The organism is Paenibacillus gallinarum (assembly GCF_014836635.1).
Taxonomy (GTDB): Bacteria; Bacillota; Bacilli; order Paenibacillales; family Paenibacillaceae; genus Paenibacillus; species Paenibacillus gallinarum.
Genome location: NZ_JACSQL010000001.1, coordinates 20,421 through 40,129, shown reverse-complemented (window position 1 = coordinate 40,129; position 19,709 = coordinate 20,421). Strand labels below are relative to the sequence as shown.

Here is a 19,709-nt window from a genome sequence, read left to right as displayed (position 1 = left end):
CTTCTATTATACCCGAAGCTTAGAGATGGAAGCGAGCAGTTCCTCTGACAATGTTCTGAGCTTCACAATTCGATCCGCTACCACTTCAAGCGATCCGACTTGCTGCTCTGCCGATGCAGACACTTCTTCTACACCCGCTGCTGACTCCTGTGAAATGGCTGAAATCTGCTGGCTGAAATCGTTCATTTCGCCGCTTAGTTCCTGCATTCCTCCAAGACCCGCTGTCACTTCGTTAATGACAGCCACCATTTCAACTACCGAAGACGTGATCTGTTCAAATGCATCATTCACTTCTTCCATTTGGAGTGTTCCTCGCGTTGTTTCCTGCACTCCACTCTCAAGGGACTCCACAACGGATCTCGTGTCGTGCTGAATTTGAGAAGTCAGTTCGTTAATCTGACCCACCGTCTGCTGAACCGCATCCGATAATGATCTTACTTCTTCAGCGACCACAGCAAATCCACGACCATGTTCCCCTGCTCTTGCTGCTTCAATGGATGCATTCAAAGATAATAGATTGGTTTGTCTTGCAATTTCGCGGATGACATGAACAAGTTCGTATATGCTCTCGTTGCTCTTATCCAAATGGTTCACTTGGTTCATCGACGAGGATACCCGGTTCGCAATTTGGTTCATCTGTTCAATCGACTTCAGCATAATTTGTTTACCGCGTGTTCCTTGTTCAAGGACAAGTTCAGACATGCCTTTAAGTTGCTCTCCTTTAGAGGCATGATCCTGGATATGCTCATTAAGTAATTCAACCGTTCTAGCAGCAGAAGTGGCTGTTTCTGCCTGACTTTCGGTTGCTTTTGCTGATTCCTCCATCGAGATCGCAATTTGCTGGCTTCCGAGTTTCACTTCTTCTGATGTAACTGCAAGATCTCTACTATGCGATTCAACAAGCTTAGATGTGGTCCCAATCTGACTTACGATTTCAACCAGATTCGCCTTCATCTGATTAATCCCTCTACCGAGCGATGTGAGTTCATCTTCTTTCTTCCGGTAAATATCTTTTACTGATAAGTCTCCATCTGCGATAGATTGTACATTCTTCTCAATGTTCTTAATCGGTCTCACTAGTGTACGGATTAATGCAAAGTTACTAATAAGTGTAGCAATCATGATTAAGCAAATCCCTAAGTTTAAGACCCATACCGCTTTAAGTGAATTCTTTTCTAGGGTTACGGTCGATTGATCTGCCTCTTGTTGATTAAGTGCAGCCAGTGACGATAACTGAACCAACATCTTCCGATAGGAGTTCTCTGATTTGAGCAACACTTCATAAGCCAAATTCGGATTATTTTCATCTACTATTTCAACGGCTCTCGTATTGATTTTACTGTAAGCATCCCACTCCGTAACAAAAACATCGAATTGCTTTTGAATTTCTTCATTGGGAATATTAGCTTCATACGTTTTTCTAGTGTCGCTAAGAAAGCGAATCGTCTGTAATCGTTCCTCTCCAATTGCTTTTCTCTTCGCCTCATCCTCTGCCAAGTAATAATCATAACTCAGTTTCTGAATATGCTCGGCAGCGAATGTGACATTACTGATTTGGTTCATAGCAGGCATTACTCTTTGAGTAATATCCTTCGCATTGGTCTCCATAGACTTGGTCTGTAATATGGAAACAAATCCAATCACAATCACATAGATTAACAGCATTACCATTACAAAAGTAATTCGCTGCCCTATTGTTTTCATCTTAAACAATGGTTCTCCCCCTACCGAAAGCCTCTAACACACTTCTCTTTATGAGTTTTTTTGTGATAAAGCTCCTTGATTAATTAACTTCTTTCTAATATGTCGGTATGTGAAGGTGAAAATGTGAGTTACTCACTATATAATTAGCCTAAATAATCACCTTTTTCACTTATTTTGGGTTTGTGTCATGAAACTTAGCGGTCATTCATCATAAACTACCTTAAAATGCGAAATACAAAGGAACGAAACCAGTCATGAAAAAAAATGAAAAGTCGGTATCTTCTTTGCATAAAAAAACAGCTGCACCCAGAACGAAACGCGCTGTCACCAAAAAGCGAAAACCAGCGAAGGTAACTACAGCTTCTAAAGTCCTCTCTTTTCCGCAGAAGATTCCTAATCTAGGTGTGCAGGTGGACCATCCTCTTCCTGAGAATCGTAGCTCGGCTAATTCCCTTACTCCCTCTAATAAACCATCCCTTTCTATTCGTGATGCTAAGAAACTACGACTTCTGTTACTTTGGGAAAACGATGCAGGGTTACCTTCAACAGAGATCCGGTTCAGACAATCTTTACGTATGCTTTTTAAAGAGGTACTCCCGCTGAAGGTTGAGGATAACTTAAGCAATGCAATAGCACTATATCAACCCGATATACTCCTTGTCGTCGGAAATCGAACAGACCTGCCTCTTACCCATCAGCTTCCTTACCTTAAAGACCTTAAGACAGTCCTTTGGTTAAATGATATGCATGATCCTATTCCCTACCTAAATACGTCTCATGATTCTCTAGTCTGGGATTACGTTATTACACAGAATCCGAACCATATTCCCATGTATCAAAAATCAACGAACTCAAAGGTGATCTACTTACCCTTTGGTTCTGACCCTGAGTTATTCGCTCCTGAAAAAGCACCTGCACATATACAGTCCGATCTACTCCTTCTTGGAGATTACGAACCCCGTTTAGCCCCCTATCTTGATGCCATTCATAGAAGCACTCCGGATGGGCGCATACTCGCCATAGGCAATAACTGGGGAGACATTCCCGGTGTAGAACCTTGGATACCGGAAACAAGTCATGATCTTAAACAGCTCTACAACGGAGCAGACATCATCATAAGTTTTGGTGAGAATGACCGAAGACGACTGGATATAGCGGCATGCGGTGGATTTTTGCTTGCAGAATATGATTTTAATCTGGATATCTATATGAAAACAGGAGAAGACTTTGTTTCTTTTCATTGTCCTGAAGAACTTAGCTCGCATGTAACGTACTATAGGGAACATCCGGAGGAAAAAAGAAAAATCAGCTCCAGAGCTTTAGTACGAAGCGAATATGACTATTCCTTTTTTCATCTGATCATGGATTTTACGAATACCCTTCTTGAGGGCCAGTGATTTATGTATTTTAAAAGGGGCCTTTACCTCTTTATATGAACGTTTAGATAGAGGAAAGGAGATGAGTACCATATGAAACTGATCGCTTATTTTCTTCCTCAATTCCATCAGATTGATGAAAACGATGCATGGTGGGGAGAGGGATTCACCGAATGGACCAATACGCGAAAAAACAAACCATTATATAAGAAACATGCTCAGCCGAAAGAACCGCTAAAAGATTTGTATTATAACTTAATGGATGCTTCGATTCGAAAATGGCAGGCAGATGCTGCTAGGTCCCACGGCATATACGGGTTTTGCTACTATCATTACTGGTTTAAGGGAAAGCGTCTGCTCGAAAAGCCGTTCCAGTCTGTGCTGAAATCGGGGGAACCGGATTTTCCTTTTTGTCTCTCTTGGGCTAATGAACCCTGGACACGCAAATGGGATGGCGGAAATAATGAAATCCTCATGCCCCAAGATTATGGAGATGAAAAGGACTGGGCCGAACATTTTGATGAACTTCTGACTGCATTTCAAGACCCTCGATATATTCGCATTCAGAATAAACCTTTATTTGTTATCTATCGTCCAGGTGCGATTCCGCGCTGTGAAGAAATGCTTCGGTTTTGGAATCAACTAGCCCTACGTAGTGGTCTCGAAGGCATTTATTTCGCAAGAACATTAGGGGGATTTGAGATTCCCCCGCAGGCTGGTTTTGAAGCAAGTATTGAATTTGAACCGCATTACACGTTTGCTCATGGGTATAGTGCAAATCTTTGGAGTTATATTAAAACCAAGGATGGGGACCATCTCGTATTTGACTATGACGGAGTATGGGAAATGATACTAGGCCGATCTCCGCATCGAAGCGGTGAAACGATTTTCCCAGGTGCCTATGTTAATTGGGATAACACCCCACGAATTGGAGCCCGTGGACAAAGCTGTATCGGGTCTACTCCCGAGAAATTCAGCTATTATTTAACGAAACAGATGAACCGGGCTGCTTCTATATATCAATCTGAGTTTCTTTTTATCAATGCTTGGAATGAATGGGCGGAGGGGACTTATCTGGAACCAGATAAGAAGCATCATTTTTCATATTTGGAGGCCGTTCAAGAAGCTGTTACACGTCACGAAGATTACATGGAGGCACACGCAAAGCACCTAAAAAAGAGGTGAAACACAAAATCTCTCAGCTTAAATTTTTAAACTCGATGAATACCGATGGTTGGTGTACCGGAAGACACGTCAATAAATAGGACATAGTTATTCCCGTCTGTTCCTTTCAGTACCAAACCAGGCTGACCGCTGTTCGTTGCATTATAGAAATTAACACCACTTGGAGCGGCACTGACGGGCGGGACGGCGGGAACCCCTAAAGACATGAGCTTGGAACCAGCTACCACATTCTCATTCGCACTTAGGCTTTGTCCTGCACCCAAATGTTGCAAAACGGTTGCACTCCCATTTACCTGCAGATGTCCGGCAATGGTTTGGCTGCCATTCACATTAAGGCCCTGCTGAATCGTTTGGTTTTGGGTATTCAAATCTTGTAAAGTTGTACCCCCAAGCACCTGAAGATGACCATTAATTGCTGCATCTCCCGTTACACTAATACTATCGAATGTTGGCATACACTTCACTCCCTTCCTTATTACTCTATTCTATGTAATAAAAAAGAGATTTGCTCTATAGCAAAAGTACAATTATCTATCTTTTAAATTTAAGATCAATAATATAGGAAGAGAGTGAATATCTATTACCCTTTGTTCATTTCTTCCCCTAATAAACCATAGGATAATAGACGTTGTTCATAGGATGCCACACGGGTGAAGATTAGGATCTCATCACACCCTGTTTCTTGGGCAAGCGCATGCAGCTCCTCTTTAACCTGTTTGGGATTTCCGATAATGACGGGATACGAAGGTTCTTCTGTAATCCCGCCCGTTGCTTTCCGGTGCAAAATGATTGCTTCCTCTTTCCAGGAATGAGCTTCATCTGCAGAAGGAGCACAGATCACATTGACTGCAATACTCGCCTTTGGTTTTGCTAGATTCTCTGAGGGGATAAACTGCTCTCTATACTTTTGCAGCATCTCAGTAGCATCTTGTTCACTCATAAACTGACCGAATACATAACCCGTTCCAAACTGAGCCGCGTATTCCGCGCTTTTCACATTGGTGCCTAGCAGCCATAGACTAGGAGCAATCTCCGGTACTGGCTTAGCCACAATCGGCTCCCCGTCAAAGCTATATCTGCCGTGAAGCAAATCTTGAAGCTGTTTAATGAGTTCAGGATATTTGGCTACTTTCTCTAAATAATTTCCGGCAAGAGCCATTGATAAATGTGCCGATCCTCCTGGAGCGCGTCCGATACCCAGCTCAATACGTCCGGGATAGAGTGAAGCCAGCATATGATAATTCTCTGCTACCCGTATCGGATGATGATAAGGAAGCAGTACGGCTCCTGATCCGAGTTTAATTCGATTGGTTTTTGCACCAATGTGAGATAACAGCACTTCTGGACTCGCAGATTCGGTATCGGGAAGATTATGATGTTCTGAGGTCCAGTATCTTGTATATCCCCACTCTTCTCCTTTTATCGCGAGATGAACTGACTGTCGAAGTGCCTCTTCGGCGGATACGCCCATTAATTTGGGAACGAGGTCTAAAATTCCTAATTTCAATGATGTAGAACCGAGGTGGTTCATATATACTCAACTCCCTGGTTTATCTATATTCTGCTTAGCATCCTACCCGGTTAAAAAATAACAATTATAATTTATCCAGTATAGCAACCTCATTTCTACAAAATCAAATTTCACCAAAAGAAGGAGAAACATCAAAGCATAAAAAAAGCCGTCTGCCTCACCACTATCGGTGAGACAAAACGGCCGAGATCATTTTTTATAAGGAAGGGACTTGAATTTTGTTCCGTGCTTCTCCAGCAGCTGCCACCATGTTTCGAAGAGCTGCTACTGTTTCTTCTTTCCCTCTTGTTTTAAGACCACAATCCGGGTTAATCCAGAACAGTTCAGGATCAAGCACATCCAGTGCAGAAACGACAACGTCTTTCATTTCTTCTACGGAAGGGACACGAGGGCTGTGAATATCGTAAACGCCAAGACCAATACCCTTGTCATACGTCTGTGTTTTAAAGTTCTCAATTAATTCTCCGTGGCTACGGGAAGTTTCCAGAGAAATAACATCCGCGTCCATCGCCTCAATTGAATCAATGACATCATGGAACTCGCAATAACACATATGCGTATGGATTTGCGTTGTATCGTTAACGGATGAAGTTGATAATTTAAATGCTTTTACCGAATCTGTCAGGTAAGATTCATGATCGGCTTTTTTCAGCGGAAGTCCTTCACGAAGTGCCGGCTCATCCACTTGAATCATCTCAATGCCAGCAGACTCTAGTGCTTCAACTTCTTCACGAAGTGCAAGTCCAATCTGGTAAGCAACTTCACTGCGCGGAATATCTGTACGAACGAACGACCAATTCAGAATCGTTACTGGTCCTGTTAACATCCCTTTAACCGGTTTTTTCGTAAGGGACTGAGCGTATACCGTTTCTCTCAGTGTCATTGGCTCTTGATATACAACATCTCCAAAAATAATCGGCGGCTTCACACAGCGGGAACCATACGACTGAACCCAGCCTCCTGCTGTAAAGGCAAATCCACCCAATTTTTCTCCGAAGAATTCAACCATGTCTGTCCGCTCAAATTCACCATGAACCAGTACATCAAGGCCTAGTTCTTCTTGAATGTCGATCCATTCTTTCGTTTGCTCATCTACAAAAGCTTCATACTGCTGATTGTCCAGTTGCCCATTTCTCCATTGTCTTCTCGCCTTACGAACTTCAGCGGTTTGTGGGAAACTGCCGATTGTCGTTGTAGGAAGAATAGGAAGATTAAATCTCTTCTGCTGAGCAGCATGTCTTGCTGAGAAATCAGATTTTCTCACGAAGGAAGACTCAACCAGATTATTTACAGCTTCTCTTACCGTACCGTTACTGCGGAATACGGATGTATTCAGTTCAGTGAGTGCCTTGCGGTTCTCAGCCAAAGCTTCTTGAATGACATTCTCATCTTCTGCCGCCCATTTCACCAGCAACTGAATTTCATCCAATTTCTCTTCTGCAAAAGCTAACGAATTACGCAGAACAGGTAGCAGTGCATCCTCTTTTGCAAGAGATACCGGTGTATGAAGCAAACTGCTGGATGGTTGAATGATCAATCGATCTGGGGATACGATCTTACCGAGCTCTTTTATCACCTGAATGCGCTCCGTCAGATCACTTCTCCATATATTCCGACCATCGATCAGACCTGCAGCGAGAACTTTGCTCTCCGGGAATCCAAGCTCACGAATATGTACAAGATTCGCTTCGCCACCGTGAACAAGATCTAGACCAATACCTTGAACAGGCAGACTCACAACTTTCTCATAATCTCCAACTGCTTCGAAATACGTCTGCAAAATGATCTTAAGCTGAGGTGCTACCTTATTCAGTTCTTCATAAATACGATCAATCTGTTTCCAATCTTCTGCTGGAATATCGGTAACAAGGCTAGGCTCATCGATTTGTACCCATTCTACTCCCGCCTGCTGTAGTTCGGAAAGCACTTCACAATACAGTGGAAGGAAACGTTCTACAAGGGAAGGAAGTTCAGCGTTTGCATACCCTTTTGATAATTTAAGAAAAGTATAAAGTCCTAGAAGAACTGGTTTTCCTTCAATGCCAAGTTCCTGTTTTGCTTCCAAATAAGCGGCAAGTGGACGATTCACCGTTAGTGACGGATTCGCATCAGCGAGTTCAGGAACGATGTAGTGATAATTGGTATTAAACCATTTTGTCATTTCGGATGCGGCTGCCTGATCGTTACCGCGAGCCATTGCGTAATAAGTATCCAAAGATACCTCTCCACCTTCGTACCCATAACGCTTCGGAACAATGCCAAACATTGTACTTGTATCAAGGACATGATCATAAAGTGAGAAATCGCCTACTGGAATAAGATCGATTCCTTTCTCTTGTTGCAGTCGCAAATGTCCAAGGCGAATTCCTTTTAATTCTGCAAGAAAATCAGATTCACTTACTTTCCCTGCCCAAAAAGATTCTAGTGCTTTCTTCCATTCGCGATTGGCACCAATTCTCGGATACCCTAGATTACTACTGATCCATTGACTCATTTCCTTACCTCCGTATAGGTATAATATGAATAACTTGTTTCATCTTCGGTTGGGTTACGAATGGCAAAAAGGGACGTCTTCACCTAGAGAACTCTTCCGTCTTTATTTACGAAATGCAGAACTCGGATGTCTACATTTGTAACGTAAAAACGTTGCTGTTTCCTTACTTACCTAGGGTAAAGACGCCCCTTGTTCTTGATCAGACAGGTAGCCATCTTAACACCTTCCTATCTCCCGTAGGTACAGCAGTGTTGTCAAAACAGGCAGGTCTCCTGGCTCCAGAGGAAGATACGTAAGCTATGCGCCTTCCCAGTTCATCTCATGAACCAGTGGCATAGTGCAAGCTACATCTCTGTTACAGTGGCGGGACCGCGCCGGTATCTCACCGGTCTTCCCTATTAAGTACGGCTGCATATAGCACCGTACACCTGTTTCCATGATATTTAGTTCATCCCTCTATTTTTCATAAATGGAGGTTGTATCCAATATACACCAAGTATATCTCTATGAATAGTGTTTTTTAATATTATTTAATCTAGGTCATAGATTGAGCCAACTTTTAGACCATATAATTCATTGTATATTTTTTCAGCGAAGGCATCGGTCATCCCTGCGATATAGTCTATAATCATGTGTTCCCATGTCCATATTGGATTGGGGCGAGCCTGGTCTTTCTCATACCTTTGCAGCCAATCCGATGGAATGATTGATTTTGAAGTAGCGGGATCGTTAAATGCATACCATAAGCGCCGAAGAATCCATTCACTTCTTTTTTGCAGACGCTGAACTCTAAGATCTTTGATCATCGTTACCCAAGCAAAACTTTTCAGCACACTCACCGTACGGAGCATATCAAGATCCTCTTTCCCTTCCTTAACGAAGGTAACTTTTTTCCAGTCTCCGGTATCAATAATCCCCAAGGAACTGACAAACAAACTCACCCAATACGCTTTTACTTCCCGGCGGGTACGAGAAAAATCATGGTCACAGCCGGGGATCTTCTCTTCCCAAATTCGGAGGAAACTACTCAGTACCTCTTCTACCTTCGGCTCAATGGCTTCTTTCGTCCACCCCAACCAGAATGCATCATCGAGCGTCATGATTTTATCAACAATAAGCCGTTTAATGTGCGGGTCATGCAAAAAGTGTTCATGAACTTCAATTTTCCCTGCCTTAATTCCATCTTCCAAATCATGTGCAGAGTAAGCAATATCATCACAGAGGTCCATAAGCTGGGCTTCTAGTGTCTTTTGCCCTTTCGGAATTTTCCACTCGCTGCGAATATCGCTGATGTATTGCCACTCATGTTGGTACATCCCTTTTTTGTTCTCTATACCAGGATAAGGGTATTTATTAACTCCGAGTAGCACCGCATCCGACAGATTTAATCCGTCTATGTTTTCTCGCTTTTCAAGAAACATTATGAGTCTAAAATTATGTGCGTTCCCTTCAAAATGTTCATATTTCCTGCGCATGGCTTCGGTTACTTTATGCACTTGGTTTGGTGATGCCTTACCTGTTCCATTTCCATCCACAATGGACTGTGTTTTCTCCTGAACTAGGTTTGTTAAAATGCTATCGAGAACTTCTTCTCCTTTATGTCCAAAGGGAGGGTGCCCGAAATCATGAGCAATGGAAGCACATTCTACAACTTCTGGGTCAATGACGAGCCCCGGGTTATCTGCTCTGCCAAGTTCCGCATCAGGATATTTCCGTAGCAGACTTCGAGCTGCTTCCCTTGCAATCTGCGCGACCTCAAGCGAGTGAGTAAGCCTTGTGCGATAATAGTCACCTGTGCCTGCACCGAACACCTGGGATTTTCCCTGCAACCGGCGAAAGGTCGGTGAATGAATTAAGCGGGAATAATCTCTTTCGTAAGTAGCCCGCGAACCTTCAAGTTTATCTATTTCTGCATATTGTCTGTGTTCACGTAATTTGTCCATATGATTTCCTCCGTTATTTCAGGGCATCCAATCCACTGGTTTATCTTTTCTTTTTACCCACTCTACTGAAATCATTTGCACTCGTCTATCCCTTACGGAAGATTTTCATAGATATTTTTAATTTTTCAACTTTATCACTAAAAACCACATTTTATTTCTCGAAAAAAATCATGTTTCTTCTATTATATAAGTTAAACTTATAAGTGGTTTTTCTTCGTGGCTCGTAGCTTGAAGAAATACGGTCCTATGGCAGAATTACTACAGGGTTAACTTCTATATTAAAAAAGCACCCGTCTCAAAAAAATGGACGCGTGCTCTTATTTATTTTATCTCATCCCCTGTGTGTTTATGAGAGTTTTCATACACGTTATACGATTATAATTTATCCCAGTCTTCCCATGGAATCACCCCAAGTTCTGGCTTCGCTTCTCCTGGAAGCATGGACAGCCACTCGATTAAATGACCATCTGGATCTTCTGCATACATAGAGACAGCAGGCATCCAGCCAAAAACATAAGGTCTGCCGGTCTTGTCGCCTACAAAATTATCGAGGAGCACTCCTTTTTGAGTGAGATTGTCTAATGTCTCTGTAAATTCAGACAGCGGTACCTCAAAAGCAAAATGCTGCTTAACCATTTCATGCGGCTCCTTCTTCCATAAACCAAGCATGGCATTTCCTTTTCCACCAATCCAGTAAAACCGGGCCCCACGGCTATCGGTATGGGCGAGTTCCAGTCCAAGCTGATCTTCGTAAAATACAGCAGAACGTGTCAGATCCAGTACATGTAGATGTGTTTCAAACAATCCTCTAATCATTTGTAATTCCTCCTCCCATGAAAATAAGAGCTTTACGTTAATTCATATTCAAAACAGACCATACTATATATATTCTACTTCATATTTTTTTTGGCGTAACCTTCCATCCATTCAAAAAATGAGTAAAAAAAATAAACTATTTTCGATCTTTATTTGGTAAAATGTGCTTGAGATAAAAATTGGGAGGGTTAAAACTTATATGTATAAATGGAAAAAGACGTTTTCAACACTTGCAGTTTCCGCATTATTTTTCAGTTCAGTGGGTTTCGCTAATGCAGCGGTAGTAACACCAGGCTCGGTTACAGCACCGGAGCAAAAAGGAACTCACATCACCATCCTACATACAAATGATACACATGCAAGAGCCGTAGAAGAGTCTCCAAACATGGGATACGCCAAAGTAGCAGGCATTGCAGACAAGTATCGTAAGGATAACCCAAACACTCTTCTTCTTGATGGCGGTGACGCGATTCACGGAACAACCTTCGCTACGCTCGTTAACGGGGAAAGCATCGTGAAAGTCATGAATGAAATGGGATATGATGCCATCGTTCCCGGTAACCATGAATTTAATTACGGCTGGGAGCATCTAGTGAAGCTCAGTAAAGATTTAAATTTCCCTATGATTAGTGCCAATGTGAAGAAAAAGAACAGCACAGGCCTTTTTGATCCATATATTATTAAAGAAGTGGATGGAGTAAAACTCGGAATTATCGCCCTTACTACGCCGGAAACTGCATATAAGACAAATCCGAAAAACGTAGAAGGCATTGAGTTCACGGATCCATCAGATGAAATGCAAAAATACGTAGATGAACTTCGTAACAAAGTAGATGTTATCGTTGCACTCGCTCATATTGGGCAGGACGATTCGGATACTGATAATACATTTGATGTGGTAGAGGAAGTGGATGGCATTGATGTTTATATTGATGGTCATAGCCATACAACACTCGAAGATGGCATATTGGCGGATAATGGGACATTAATTGCCAGTGCCGGTGAATACACTAAATATGTTGGGGTCGTGGATCTATGGGTTGACGGCGGCGACGTGGTTAAGAAAAAAGCCTCCCTTATTGACGAAAAAGAAGCGGCAGGAATTGCTCCTAATGAAAAAGTAGCAGCTCTAGTTGGTTCCATCACCAAAGAACAAGCACCGATCCTTGACGAAGTGGTAGCAAATATCGCAACAGATCTGGAAGGTGCTCGTGAGAAAGTACGTACGGGCGAAACCAATCTAGGAGACCTCATTGCAGATGCCCTTCGTGATGTGTCCGGAGCGGATGTAGCCTTAACGAACGGCGGCGGTATTCGTGCTTCGATTGATAAAGGTGACGTAACTAAAGGCGAAGTCATTACGGTTCTTCCTTTTGGTAACCAGATTGTCACACTGAATGTCAAAGGCGAAGACCTCATCGCAGCACTCGAAAACGGGGTAAAAAGCTATCCAGAAGCAAGCGGCGGATTCCCGCAAATCTCGGGTTTTACTTTTAAAATTGATCCTTCAAAAGAAGCTGGAAATCGCGTTCATTCCGTGATGGTTGGCGGAAAAGCAATTGATCCAGAAGCAACCTATTCCCTTGCTACCAATGATTTCACGTCCATCGGCGGCGATGAGTACGATATGTTCAAGAAATATAGCCAAGCAGGATTGTACGGCTCTCTGGATGAAGCGTTGATTACTCATTTGCAAAAGTTAGGTAAAGGAACGGTTACTACAGATGGCCGGATTTCAGAAGGAACAGCACCGGTTATTGCTCCGCCAGCAGAAGAAAAACCAACCCCTGAGGTTCCTGTAAAACCCGAAAAACCTAGTAAACCTTCTAAACCGGTTACGGAAAAACCTTCTGTGTATGTTGTAAAATCAGGAGACACTTTGTATTCGATTTCCATTAAATACAACACGACTTGGCAGACCCTTCAACAACTCAATAAGCTTAAAAATGCACATTGGATCTATCCAGGTCAGACTTTAAAGCTCCCAGTTGCGTCTTAATGTCAAAATATAGATCAAAAGTCATGCTTGTATCATATTTTTTCTAAAAATATTTCTCTATTCTATTAATATTCTCGCTGTATAACCGATAATATAGTTAAGAAGTCGTGATTATGTAGCTCGTAGGCAAACCCATATGTAAGTTTTAAACAAAAAAGTAGTCAATTAGTAATAGTTTGTAAGCAAGATGATGAATGGAACACATAAGTAAGACGAAAAATATCATAAGAGCGTTAGAAGTTTGAACAGCATGCTCAAAAAGGCCCTGCATATGCAGGGCCTTTTTGGTGTTTGATTTTAAGAGTAAAAAGCGACTTTCTCTCCTTCACCTAATGAGGAACCTCCGAAGAGAAATCATCTCGGCTTGATAGGTCACTGTTGTAATACAGAACATCTCCATCCAATGATGAAAATGAATACCCTTTAGGCGTAACGAACCCACGCTCATATCCTTCTAACCTCCACTGATTCATCAGCGGGGAGTGAATGTATTGCAAGTGAGGATTCACGGTATCTCCATTCTGAATACTTTCCATATTGAAGTTAACAATGATATACCCATTTTTCAGCAGTACATCTGATTGGTCATCCAACATTTCAGCTCTTGCATACTTCTCTAATGAAGTTCCTTTCTTCACTGCTACTACATCTGCTGGCAAGCTATATTCGCCATACCAATGCTGGATCGAGGCACTAGCCCGGTACGTATCGACGCCTTCAGGCAATTTATCTTTTGGACCCATGAACGTACGCAAATCTCGGGATAATAACATCCAGGAATAGCGTCCTGCCCAAGCAGGAGTTTTCGCAGCTCCTGTTACATACTGCGCTGTGTAGACGCCTTTTGAAGTCTGGTGCCGATCGTCATCAGATAATTCTTTTGCATAACGATAAGCTGCCGTATCCGCCATTTCCGTAAGAGGTACGTTACGCAAACGTGTATTTAGCACAACGAATCTTTTCTCTTCGTCTTGCTCCGAACCGATCCGTATAAAATGTTTGTTACCTTTACTGTAGTATAGATCCACTTCTTGTCTCTCTGTGCCATCCTCGGCTACATAATAAAAGGCAGGTGTAATCCGTATTCCATCGGTGGATGAAAACATATTCCCTTTTGTCTTTACATCAAACTTGAAATGATAACCTGTGTTCACAGCTACATTAGCGTAACTCTGAACCGGATGACTTCCTGGTCTCACAGGCAGGTTATAAGGCAGTTTATTACCTCTGGCGGCACCGTCAATTCCTTTGAGTCCTGTCCAGTAGCTAAAACCGGAGGGTACATAACTTCCTGGACTACTACGGAATACATTCTCCCACTCATAATCTGCAATATCTGTAATGTGAAAATCATATAATCGTCCAATGACTTCAACTTCTGCCGAATCTGTGGCAACATGATGTGCAAGATTGGTATTGGCATCCCGCTGATGGCTGAGATCGGCTGGTGCGTTCTCGGCGATCGTACGGAACAATACCGTATAATCCTCTTCATCTACCCATACCGGCAGGAAGAATTCCATTTCGAGCTGAGTTACAGGGACAGAAATCCAAGTATTTTTTGGATAGAAAGTACGCTGATCCCCGCTGTACACGTCAAAGGGAAAATAAACTTCCTTACTCCTCACATACTTCGCATAATCACGATCACCATATCCAGGGTAACTGACATGCTGTCCACTTGTTGGGATTCGTACTTTGAAAGGTCGATCTAAGATAAAAGCGGCTCGAGACGCGTTCGGTTTTGTCTTTTGGTTATGCTCCTGATCATCCGTTACAGAAGAGTAATTAACCACCGGGGTATGGACCGTAACGGTGTTGATTGGAGATACCGGATAGGTTTTATCTCCACTGCCGCCTATGTTCGTAGGCAACAAACCATACTTAATGCTTCCAGAAGAGGTGGTATGAGCTTGGTTCATTAAAGAACGGCTGATCAGCAACCGGTCTTGGAAAAGCACCTGTTCTCCCGTTTCCTTATACGATCCAATCTTAGATGGATTCGGTATTTTCGAGGGAGTGGGCCCATTCTGTGAGACCGTGCTTCCATCCATTACTGTGGTAGTACTGCCGCCATAAGAAAACTGTAGGGTATCATTTTTCACATCAGGAGGTTTGGTTTGTCCTTCAGCTAATGCCTTTATCTTCGATGTATCATCAGGAGGAGAAGGCTTAGAATATCCACCTTTATCGACGACTTCCGGTGTAAAACGAATATCACCTGTTTCTTTTGGTATAACATGTACCTCTACATCTTCAGCATGCTCCATATTTAGAGAAGGAGGACTATACCCTTTGGGGCGTAAGGTTATGTTTCCGCTAGGCAAAGCATAGTTACTCATCGTTGCTTCATTGATCTGATAGACTTCAAGATTATTGACCTTCCAGTAGGAGTAATCTCGAGTAAAAGAAAAAGGATAGCTCTTCACTTCCGTATCTGTCTTATCAATATCAGGTTGCGGTGTCTTATTACCTTTATCATCTACTTTATCCGGCTGTTTTTCCTTCCACTTTAAAACGTAAGTAGCTTCTACATTACAGGTATACGTAACTTTACCTTTCTGCTGACCAAAAGTATGTTGATACAAATAGTTCATAGCCCACGTATTTGCGTAAAGGTTCTCTGAAGTCGGAATACCGAGAGTTGCATCAAACTGTCTTCCATTCGAGTTGTTATCCGCAAGGATATGTCCTTGTGCACCCGGTTCCATGAATGACGATACAGGTGAAGCCACTTGAGATGGTGGATTTATATTGTATGTGCAGGCTCCACCTCCACTTGGATCAGAGGGCTGAGACGGTGGTGGATCTATTTTTGGTTCGTAATAGAAATTCACATAGTAGATTGGGAAACTTGCATCATAAGTGAATTTAGGAGGATCCCCTGGTAGAATGTCACCTCCACTTGGTGAAGCAACGGTACTTTTCTTATAACCTATGTATGGATAATCTGCTGTCCCTGTCGTATGAGGAAAGTTATAAGCTTTATCTTTATCTATCTTCTCTTCACGATTCTTGAAGCCAGACACTCCATCAAGAGACTTACCTGTGGTAGTGTAATGTTTTATGATTGCTTTACCTTCTTCAGGTTCTAGTTCGATCTCAAAAAGAGTAGGAAAAAAATATCGATACCCTAACACAGTAGAATCAAAATGTTTTCCGTCGTCTTCCTCTTCCTTTTTACGATCGATAGGTTGGATATTTGCTTCAAGCAATCCATTGTTAACGTAAATGGGAACATAAGCCGTATTAGTACCCTTACCTGTCCATACTACTGGATTAGTAAAGTTATATCTGGTTGAGGTTGCATCTTCATAGTATTTTCTATTATTTGTAGCTAACTCTCCTTTGCGGGAAGCATCAAAAGTTTCTTCAGCATATTTCCAATTAAAATTAAAATTGCTCACCTTCACCGTTTTAACTTTTCGAGAAGAATTAAAGGAAAATGTATAATCAAAACCATCAACATTGTAAGATCCTCCTGGCTTTTTACCATCAGTCCAATCTCCCGCAGAATTTCGCCATACTTCAAAATAAACCATACCCACAAAATAATATATATTAGGATTATCAGGACTTTGAAATAATCTTTCCACCCCAATTGCTTTTGCCTGTCCTGGAGGAAGAATAAACACAGATGACAATATAGAAATAACGCTTATTAGAATGATAGTTAATTTTTTTCTCATAAGTCCTTTCATTTAAAAGGGTTAGAAACCATTACAATATAGTTATCTGGGTCATCTGTTCTGAAAGAAATATAATCTACACTACTAAGTTTAAATTTTGTGTAATCATAATTTTCTACAAACTTCCCATTTTGAAAATGATCTGAAGAACTGATAATAGGATAGAAGTTTGTTCCTGTCTTATCACTATTATTTTGAAATGCATTATCTACGTGATTTCTTCCTTTTATATAGTCATTTTTAATTAAGAAGTCTATAGGATTACCTCTCTCACTACTTCTAATAGCAATAAAATTTTCTCCATTACGCTTTACCATTTCTATGCTATAAATGACTTGTCCACTTCCTAGACGGATTGGAAAATCACTCATTTTTATAACTTTTACACCTTGTGTTTTTTCACTAAGTCGATTTGGAGTCTTTTCGAAATAACTTTTAAAGTCACTAAGTGGACTCAGTTTAAATTCCTTATCATCCGTACTCCTAAAATTCTTTTCTCCAATCCAAACCCAGCGCCCTATCTTATCCCATTCCACTTTCTGCCCTAACCCTTCACTCACCAATCGTAAAGGAACAAAGGTCCGATTTTGCTTCAATATAATTTTGGTACCATAACTTTTCTTTTTTCCATCAATCAAAGCCGTTGTTTGTCCCACCGTCATTTTCACCGTATGATCTTTATTCGTAACACCAACCACAGTCGTCTTTCCGCTTTTACTATAACTCACCTTAGCACCTAAGGCTTCAGATACAAACCGAATCGGAACCATTACACTTCCCTGCGAGTCCTGAAAAGGTTTCGCATCAGGAAAACTCATTTTCTTTGTATTTAATAGTACTTCTACGGAAGTAGCACCCGCAGCTTCTACACGATCAACAGGTAACGAAGCAAATACCAATGATCCTAACATAATCGACAAGATTACCTTTTTCATGCTTTTTTTAATCTCCCATCATTAAATTTTTATACTATGTATTTTATATCGGTCTATAAAACTTACCTTTTAACGTATTTAAATACATTTTTTTCTAGAATTCTCTACTCAGGGTTACCCCGGTAGCGTCCTGCCCCAGTCCCCAGTGCTTGGTTACGAAGCCTGGAAGCAGGATCGGGGGTGAAAAATTGGTGCTAATTAACATGATAAACTTTAAATCCTTCTGAAACATTTCATGATTTGCCCTTCGGTTTCTTCCAGAACAGCACAGAACATTCAGCTAATTGAGTTTCATTTTACGTTTAAGCCCCGCGCCTGCGATTATGTAATGCAGTGTCAGTGTGATCACCATAATAATGATATATGCAAACCATGGTGAACTGCTTGTCGAGATGTTTACGTAGTCCGATTGATACTTCTGGCTAGCATTAAAAACACTTTCAATATTCCTGCTGATAATATATGAAGCAACAGAAGTATATATCAAGCTCGGAATACTAAACACGATTCCTACATTCCTGGCATACCCCTGCTTTTCTTTAATCCAAAACATCTGTGCAATCAGCCCGATACCTACGCTCGCGACAATGGGAAGAAAGACCAAAGTAAAGATTTGAATTATATCGACTTGACGCTGAAACTTCACCAGAACATATAACAAAAGGATATGAATAACACACGACAAGATAAATAGTAGTTTTGTTTTCATATGCACCCTCCCTAAATATTCATGAGATTATATGTGAAATGAAAGAGTACCGTGTAGCGCAAGTTCTTGGTCTTTACATAGATTACACCCATCACGACCGAACCAGGTAAACGATACAGTACATTATCCATAAAGGGCTCATTCATATGTGTAACAAACGCAAAACATATACTGCTTAACAAAACAACGAACCATGCCCTGTTATAGAGCTTTCTGATGATATAGCACATTGCCCCACGTGCCCAGAATTCTTCTGTGACAGCAACAATGCACATTTGAACTGTGCTTAAAATCAGAACCTGAGAATCAATCCCTTTACTAAGCAAATAAGAATAGAGAGCAATTAAGGTTATGCATCCGATAATGATTTCAAGGTATTGGACTGATCGAACTCCCAATTCTTCTCGTTTCACCTGATATAACTTCTTCAGATACGCATAAGGAAATAAAATAAACCCTACAGTCATACTAACTCCAATGATCAGAAGTAATGAAACCCACTCACTGTTTCCTGATATTAAAAAACTCATAACAATTCCACATATAGAGACCATAAGTGTAGGCAAAATCAATAGGATGACAAAGTGTCCAATAACTTCTATAATGTTCTCTTTCTGTCTTTTGACACTAAAAACTCTCCATTCGAGATCCCTTCTTTCAAACTTCCTTATTCCTATTACTTTGAAGATAGTACCGTACACTGCGACTAATGCTGCATTTGCTAAAAACAACTCGTCTTCTGGATTCATAGTAAGAACACTAAAGAATAGATTGAGATCAAATTGTTTAGCAAAGTTTAAATACTCATTAATATGATGTATGTTTTGAGCATGATTGTTTGCAATCAAAGTTACGGGAGCATTTTGTCTTAAATAAGCCACATCGCTAATAATCTTTGGCATGATACCCTGATCACAAATAAATCGTGGTGATTCTCAATCATCCGTATTCCATCAATCTCAAACTGTCTAATGTCTTTGTGTAATTGGTACCGATCATCTAAAACTGAACTCACAATATCACCTCCTACTTTGATTTTCTTACGGAATCAAATCTCACAAAGGTAGGCGTTACCATTAGTTTGAATGAGTAGTTTGTCATACGTGATTATATTCCATATATAAGTAAATATAGGTAATCAATGTCACTGTATGTAATACCAAAGTGTAAAGTAATAGTTTTATCATATATGGAATAATAAAATATGCTTCAGTCGGAATACACTGATTCGCATGCCAAAATATATAAACAATGCACGTAATATTTTATTCGTAATTAATCCACATGAAACACAACAACCCTAAAAAGACACAAAAAAGGGCCTTGAT

The 19,709-nt window shown here is 41.2% G+C and carries 14 protein-coding genes and 1 riboswitch; of the genes, 3 read left to right on the top strand and 11 right to left on the bottom strand.

Translation table 11 applies throughout. From position 1 onward, the window contains the following. Positions 1–6 precede the first annotated feature (6 nt). Entirely contained in the window at positions 7–1,704 is a 1,698-nt protein-coding gene (locus H9647_RS00175; protein ID WP_225229043.1) for a methyl-accepting chemotaxis protein, read from the bottom strand. Between the two features lie 254 nt (positions 1,705–1,958). Between H9647_RS00175 and H9647_RS00170 the strand changes: the two genes are divergently transcribed. Next, complete coding sequence (locus H9647_RS00170) at positions 1,959–3,101, top strand: glycosyltransferase family protein (protein ID WP_191797079.1); 1,143 nt, start codon at positions 1,959–1,961, stop codon at positions 3,099–3,101. A 72-nt stretch (positions 3,102–3,173) separates the two neighbouring features. Further along, the gene (locus tag H9647_RS00165) at positions 3,174–4,265 is read left to right on the top strand and encodes a glycosyltransferase WbsX family protein (protein WP_191797077.1); all 1,092 of its coding nucleotides are present in this window, start codon (positions 3,174–3,176) and stop codon (positions 4,263–4,265) included. A gap of 26 nt (positions 4,266–4,291) precedes the next feature. On the opposite strand, the gene H9647_RS00160 is transcribed toward H9647_RS00165, so the two are convergent. The 5 genes from H9647_RS00160 to H9647_RS00140 form a co-directional block, all read right to left on the bottom strand. Continuing rightward, the gene (locus H9647_RS00160; protein WP_191797075.1) at positions 4,292–4,720 is read right to left on the bottom strand and encodes a hypothetical protein; all 429 of its coding nucleotides are present in this window, start codon (positions 4,718–4,720) and stop codon (positions 4,292–4,294) included. Between the two features lie 125 nt (positions 4,721–4,845). Beyond that, a complete protein-coding gene (locus tag H9647_RS00155; RefSeq protein WP_191797073.1) occupies positions 4,846–5,796 on the bottom strand; it encodes an MsnO8 family LLM class oxidoreductase in 951 nt (316 codons plus the stop codon). Positions 5,797–5,992: 196 nt separating this feature from the next. After that, on the bottom strand, positions 5,993–8,290 hold the full coding sequence (gene metE / locus H9647_RS00150) for a 5-methyltetrahydropteroyltriglutamate--homocysteine S-methyltransferase (protein ID WP_191797071.1): 2,298 nt from the start codon (positions 8,288–8,290) through the stop codon (positions 5,993–5,995). A gap of 245 nt (positions 8,291–8,535) precedes the next feature. Continuing rightward, positions 8,536–8,737, bottom strand: a riboswitch (cobalamin riboswitch). Between the two features lie 83 nt (positions 8,738–8,820). Then, complete coding sequence (locus H9647_RS00145) at positions 8,821–10,233, bottom strand: deoxyguanosinetriphosphate triphosphohydrolase family protein (RefSeq protein ID WP_191797069.1); 1,413 nt, start codon at positions 10,231–10,233, stop codon at positions 8,821–8,823. A 375-nt stretch (positions 10,234–10,608) separates the two neighbouring features. Then, on the bottom strand, positions 10,609–11,049 hold the full coding sequence (locus tag H9647_RS00140) for a VOC family protein (protein WP_191797067.1): 441 nt from the start codon (positions 11,047–11,049) through the stop codon (positions 10,609–10,611). Between the two features lie 199 nt (positions 11,050–11,248). Between H9647_RS00140 and H9647_RS00135 the strand changes: the two genes are divergently transcribed. Continuing rightward, positions 11,249–13,048 carry a 5'-nucleotidase C-terminal domain-containing protein gene (locus tag H9647_RS00135; protein WP_191797065.1) on the top strand — a complete coding sequence of 600 codons (1,800 nt, stop codon included), beginning with the start codon at positions 11,249–11,251 and terminating at the stop codon, positions 13,046–13,048. 329 nt (positions 13,049–13,377) lie between these two features. Here H9647_RS00135 and H9647_RS00130 read toward each other — a convergent pair whose 3' ends face one another. The 5 genes from H9647_RS00130 to H9647_RS00110 all read right to left on the bottom strand — a co-directional run bounded on the left by H9647_RS00130 (position 13,378) and on the right by H9647_RS00110 (position 19,396). Then, positions 13,378–16,737 (bottom strand): DUF5704 domain-containing protein, encoded by a 3,360-nt coding sequence (locus H9647_RS00130; protein WP_225228971.1) that lies wholly within the window; start codon positions 16,735–16,737, stop codon positions 13,378–13,380. Between the two features lie 8 nt (positions 16,738–16,745). Next, the gene (locus tag H9647_RS00125; RefSeq protein WP_191797061.1) at positions 16,746–17,672 is read right to left on the bottom strand and encodes a copper amine oxidase N-terminal domain-containing protein; all 927 of its coding nucleotides are present in this window, start codon (positions 17,670–17,672) and stop codon (positions 16,746–16,748) included. Between the two features lie 280 nt (positions 17,673–17,952). Then, the gene (locus tag H9647_RS00120; protein WP_191797059.1) at positions 17,953–18,381 is read right to left on the bottom strand and encodes a hypothetical protein; all 429 of its coding nucleotides are present in this window, start codon (positions 18,379–18,381) and stop codon (positions 17,953–17,955) included. Positions 18,382–18,392: 11 nt separating this feature from the next. Further along, a complete protein-coding gene (locus tag H9647_RS00115) occupies positions 18,393–19,283 on the bottom strand; it encodes a CPBP family intramembrane glutamic endopeptidase (protein WP_191797057.1) in 891 nt (296 codons plus the stop codon). Beyond that, the gene (locus H9647_RS00110) at positions 19,250–19,396 is read right to left on the bottom strand and encodes a hypothetical protein (RefSeq protein WP_191797055.1); all 147 of its coding nucleotides are present in this window, start codon (positions 19,394–19,396) and stop codon (positions 19,250–19,252) included. Before H9647_RS00110 ends, H9647_RS00115 begins: the two co-directional genes overlap by 34 nt. Positions 19,397–19,709: the final 313 nt, after the last annotated feature.

Bases quoted from the DNA above. Each gene is read 5' to 3' on its own strand.
- H9647_RS00175 (WP_225229043.1), bottom strand. From the start codon at position 1,704: ATGAAAACAATAGGGCAGCGAATTACTTTTGTAATGGTAATGCTGTTA.
- H9647_RS00170 (WP_191797079.1), top strand. From the start codon at position 1,959: ATGAAAAAAAATGAAAAGTCGGTATCTTCTTTGCATAAAAAAACAGCT.
- H9647_RS00165 (WP_191797077.1), top strand. From the start codon at position 3,174: ATGAAACTGATCGCTTATTTTCTTCCTCAATTCCATCAGATTGATGAA.
- H9647_RS00160 (WP_191797075.1), bottom strand. From the start codon at position 4,720: ATGCCAACATTCGATAGTATTAGTGTAACGGGAGATGCAGCAATTAAT.
- H9647_RS00155 (WP_191797073.1), bottom strand. From the start codon at position 5,796: ATGAACCACCTCGGTTCTACATCATTGAAATTAGGAATTTTAGACCTC.
- metE (WP_191797071.1), bottom strand. From the start codon at position 8,290: ATGAGTCAATGGATCAGTAGTAATCTAGGGTATCCGAGAATTGGTGCC.
- H9647_RS00145 (WP_191797069.1), bottom strand. From the start codon at position 10,233: ATGGACAAATTACGTGAACACAGACAATATGCAGAAATAGATAAACTT.
- H9647_RS00140 (WP_191797067.1), bottom strand. From the start codon at position 11,049: ATGATTAGAGGATTGTTTGAAACACATCTACATGTACTGGATCTGACA.
- H9647_RS00135 (WP_191797065.1), top strand. From the start codon at position 11,249: ATGTATAAATGGAAAAAGACGTTTTCAACACTTGCAGTTTCCGCATTA.
- H9647_RS00130 (WP_225228971.1), bottom strand. From the start codon at position 16,737: ATGAGAAAAAAATTAACTATCATTCTAATAAGCGTTATTTCTATATTG.
- H9647_RS00125 (WP_191797061.1), bottom strand. From the start codon at position 17,672: ATGAAAAAGGTAATCTTGTCGATTATGTTAGGATCATTGGTATTTGCT.
- H9647_RS00120 (WP_191797059.1), bottom strand. From the start codon at position 18,381: ATGAAAACAAAACTACTATTTATCTTGTCGTGTGTTATTCATATCCTT.
- H9647_RS00115 (WP_191797057.1), bottom strand. From the start codon at position 19,283: ATGCCAAAGATTATTAGCGATGTGGCTTATTTAAGACAAAATGCTCCC.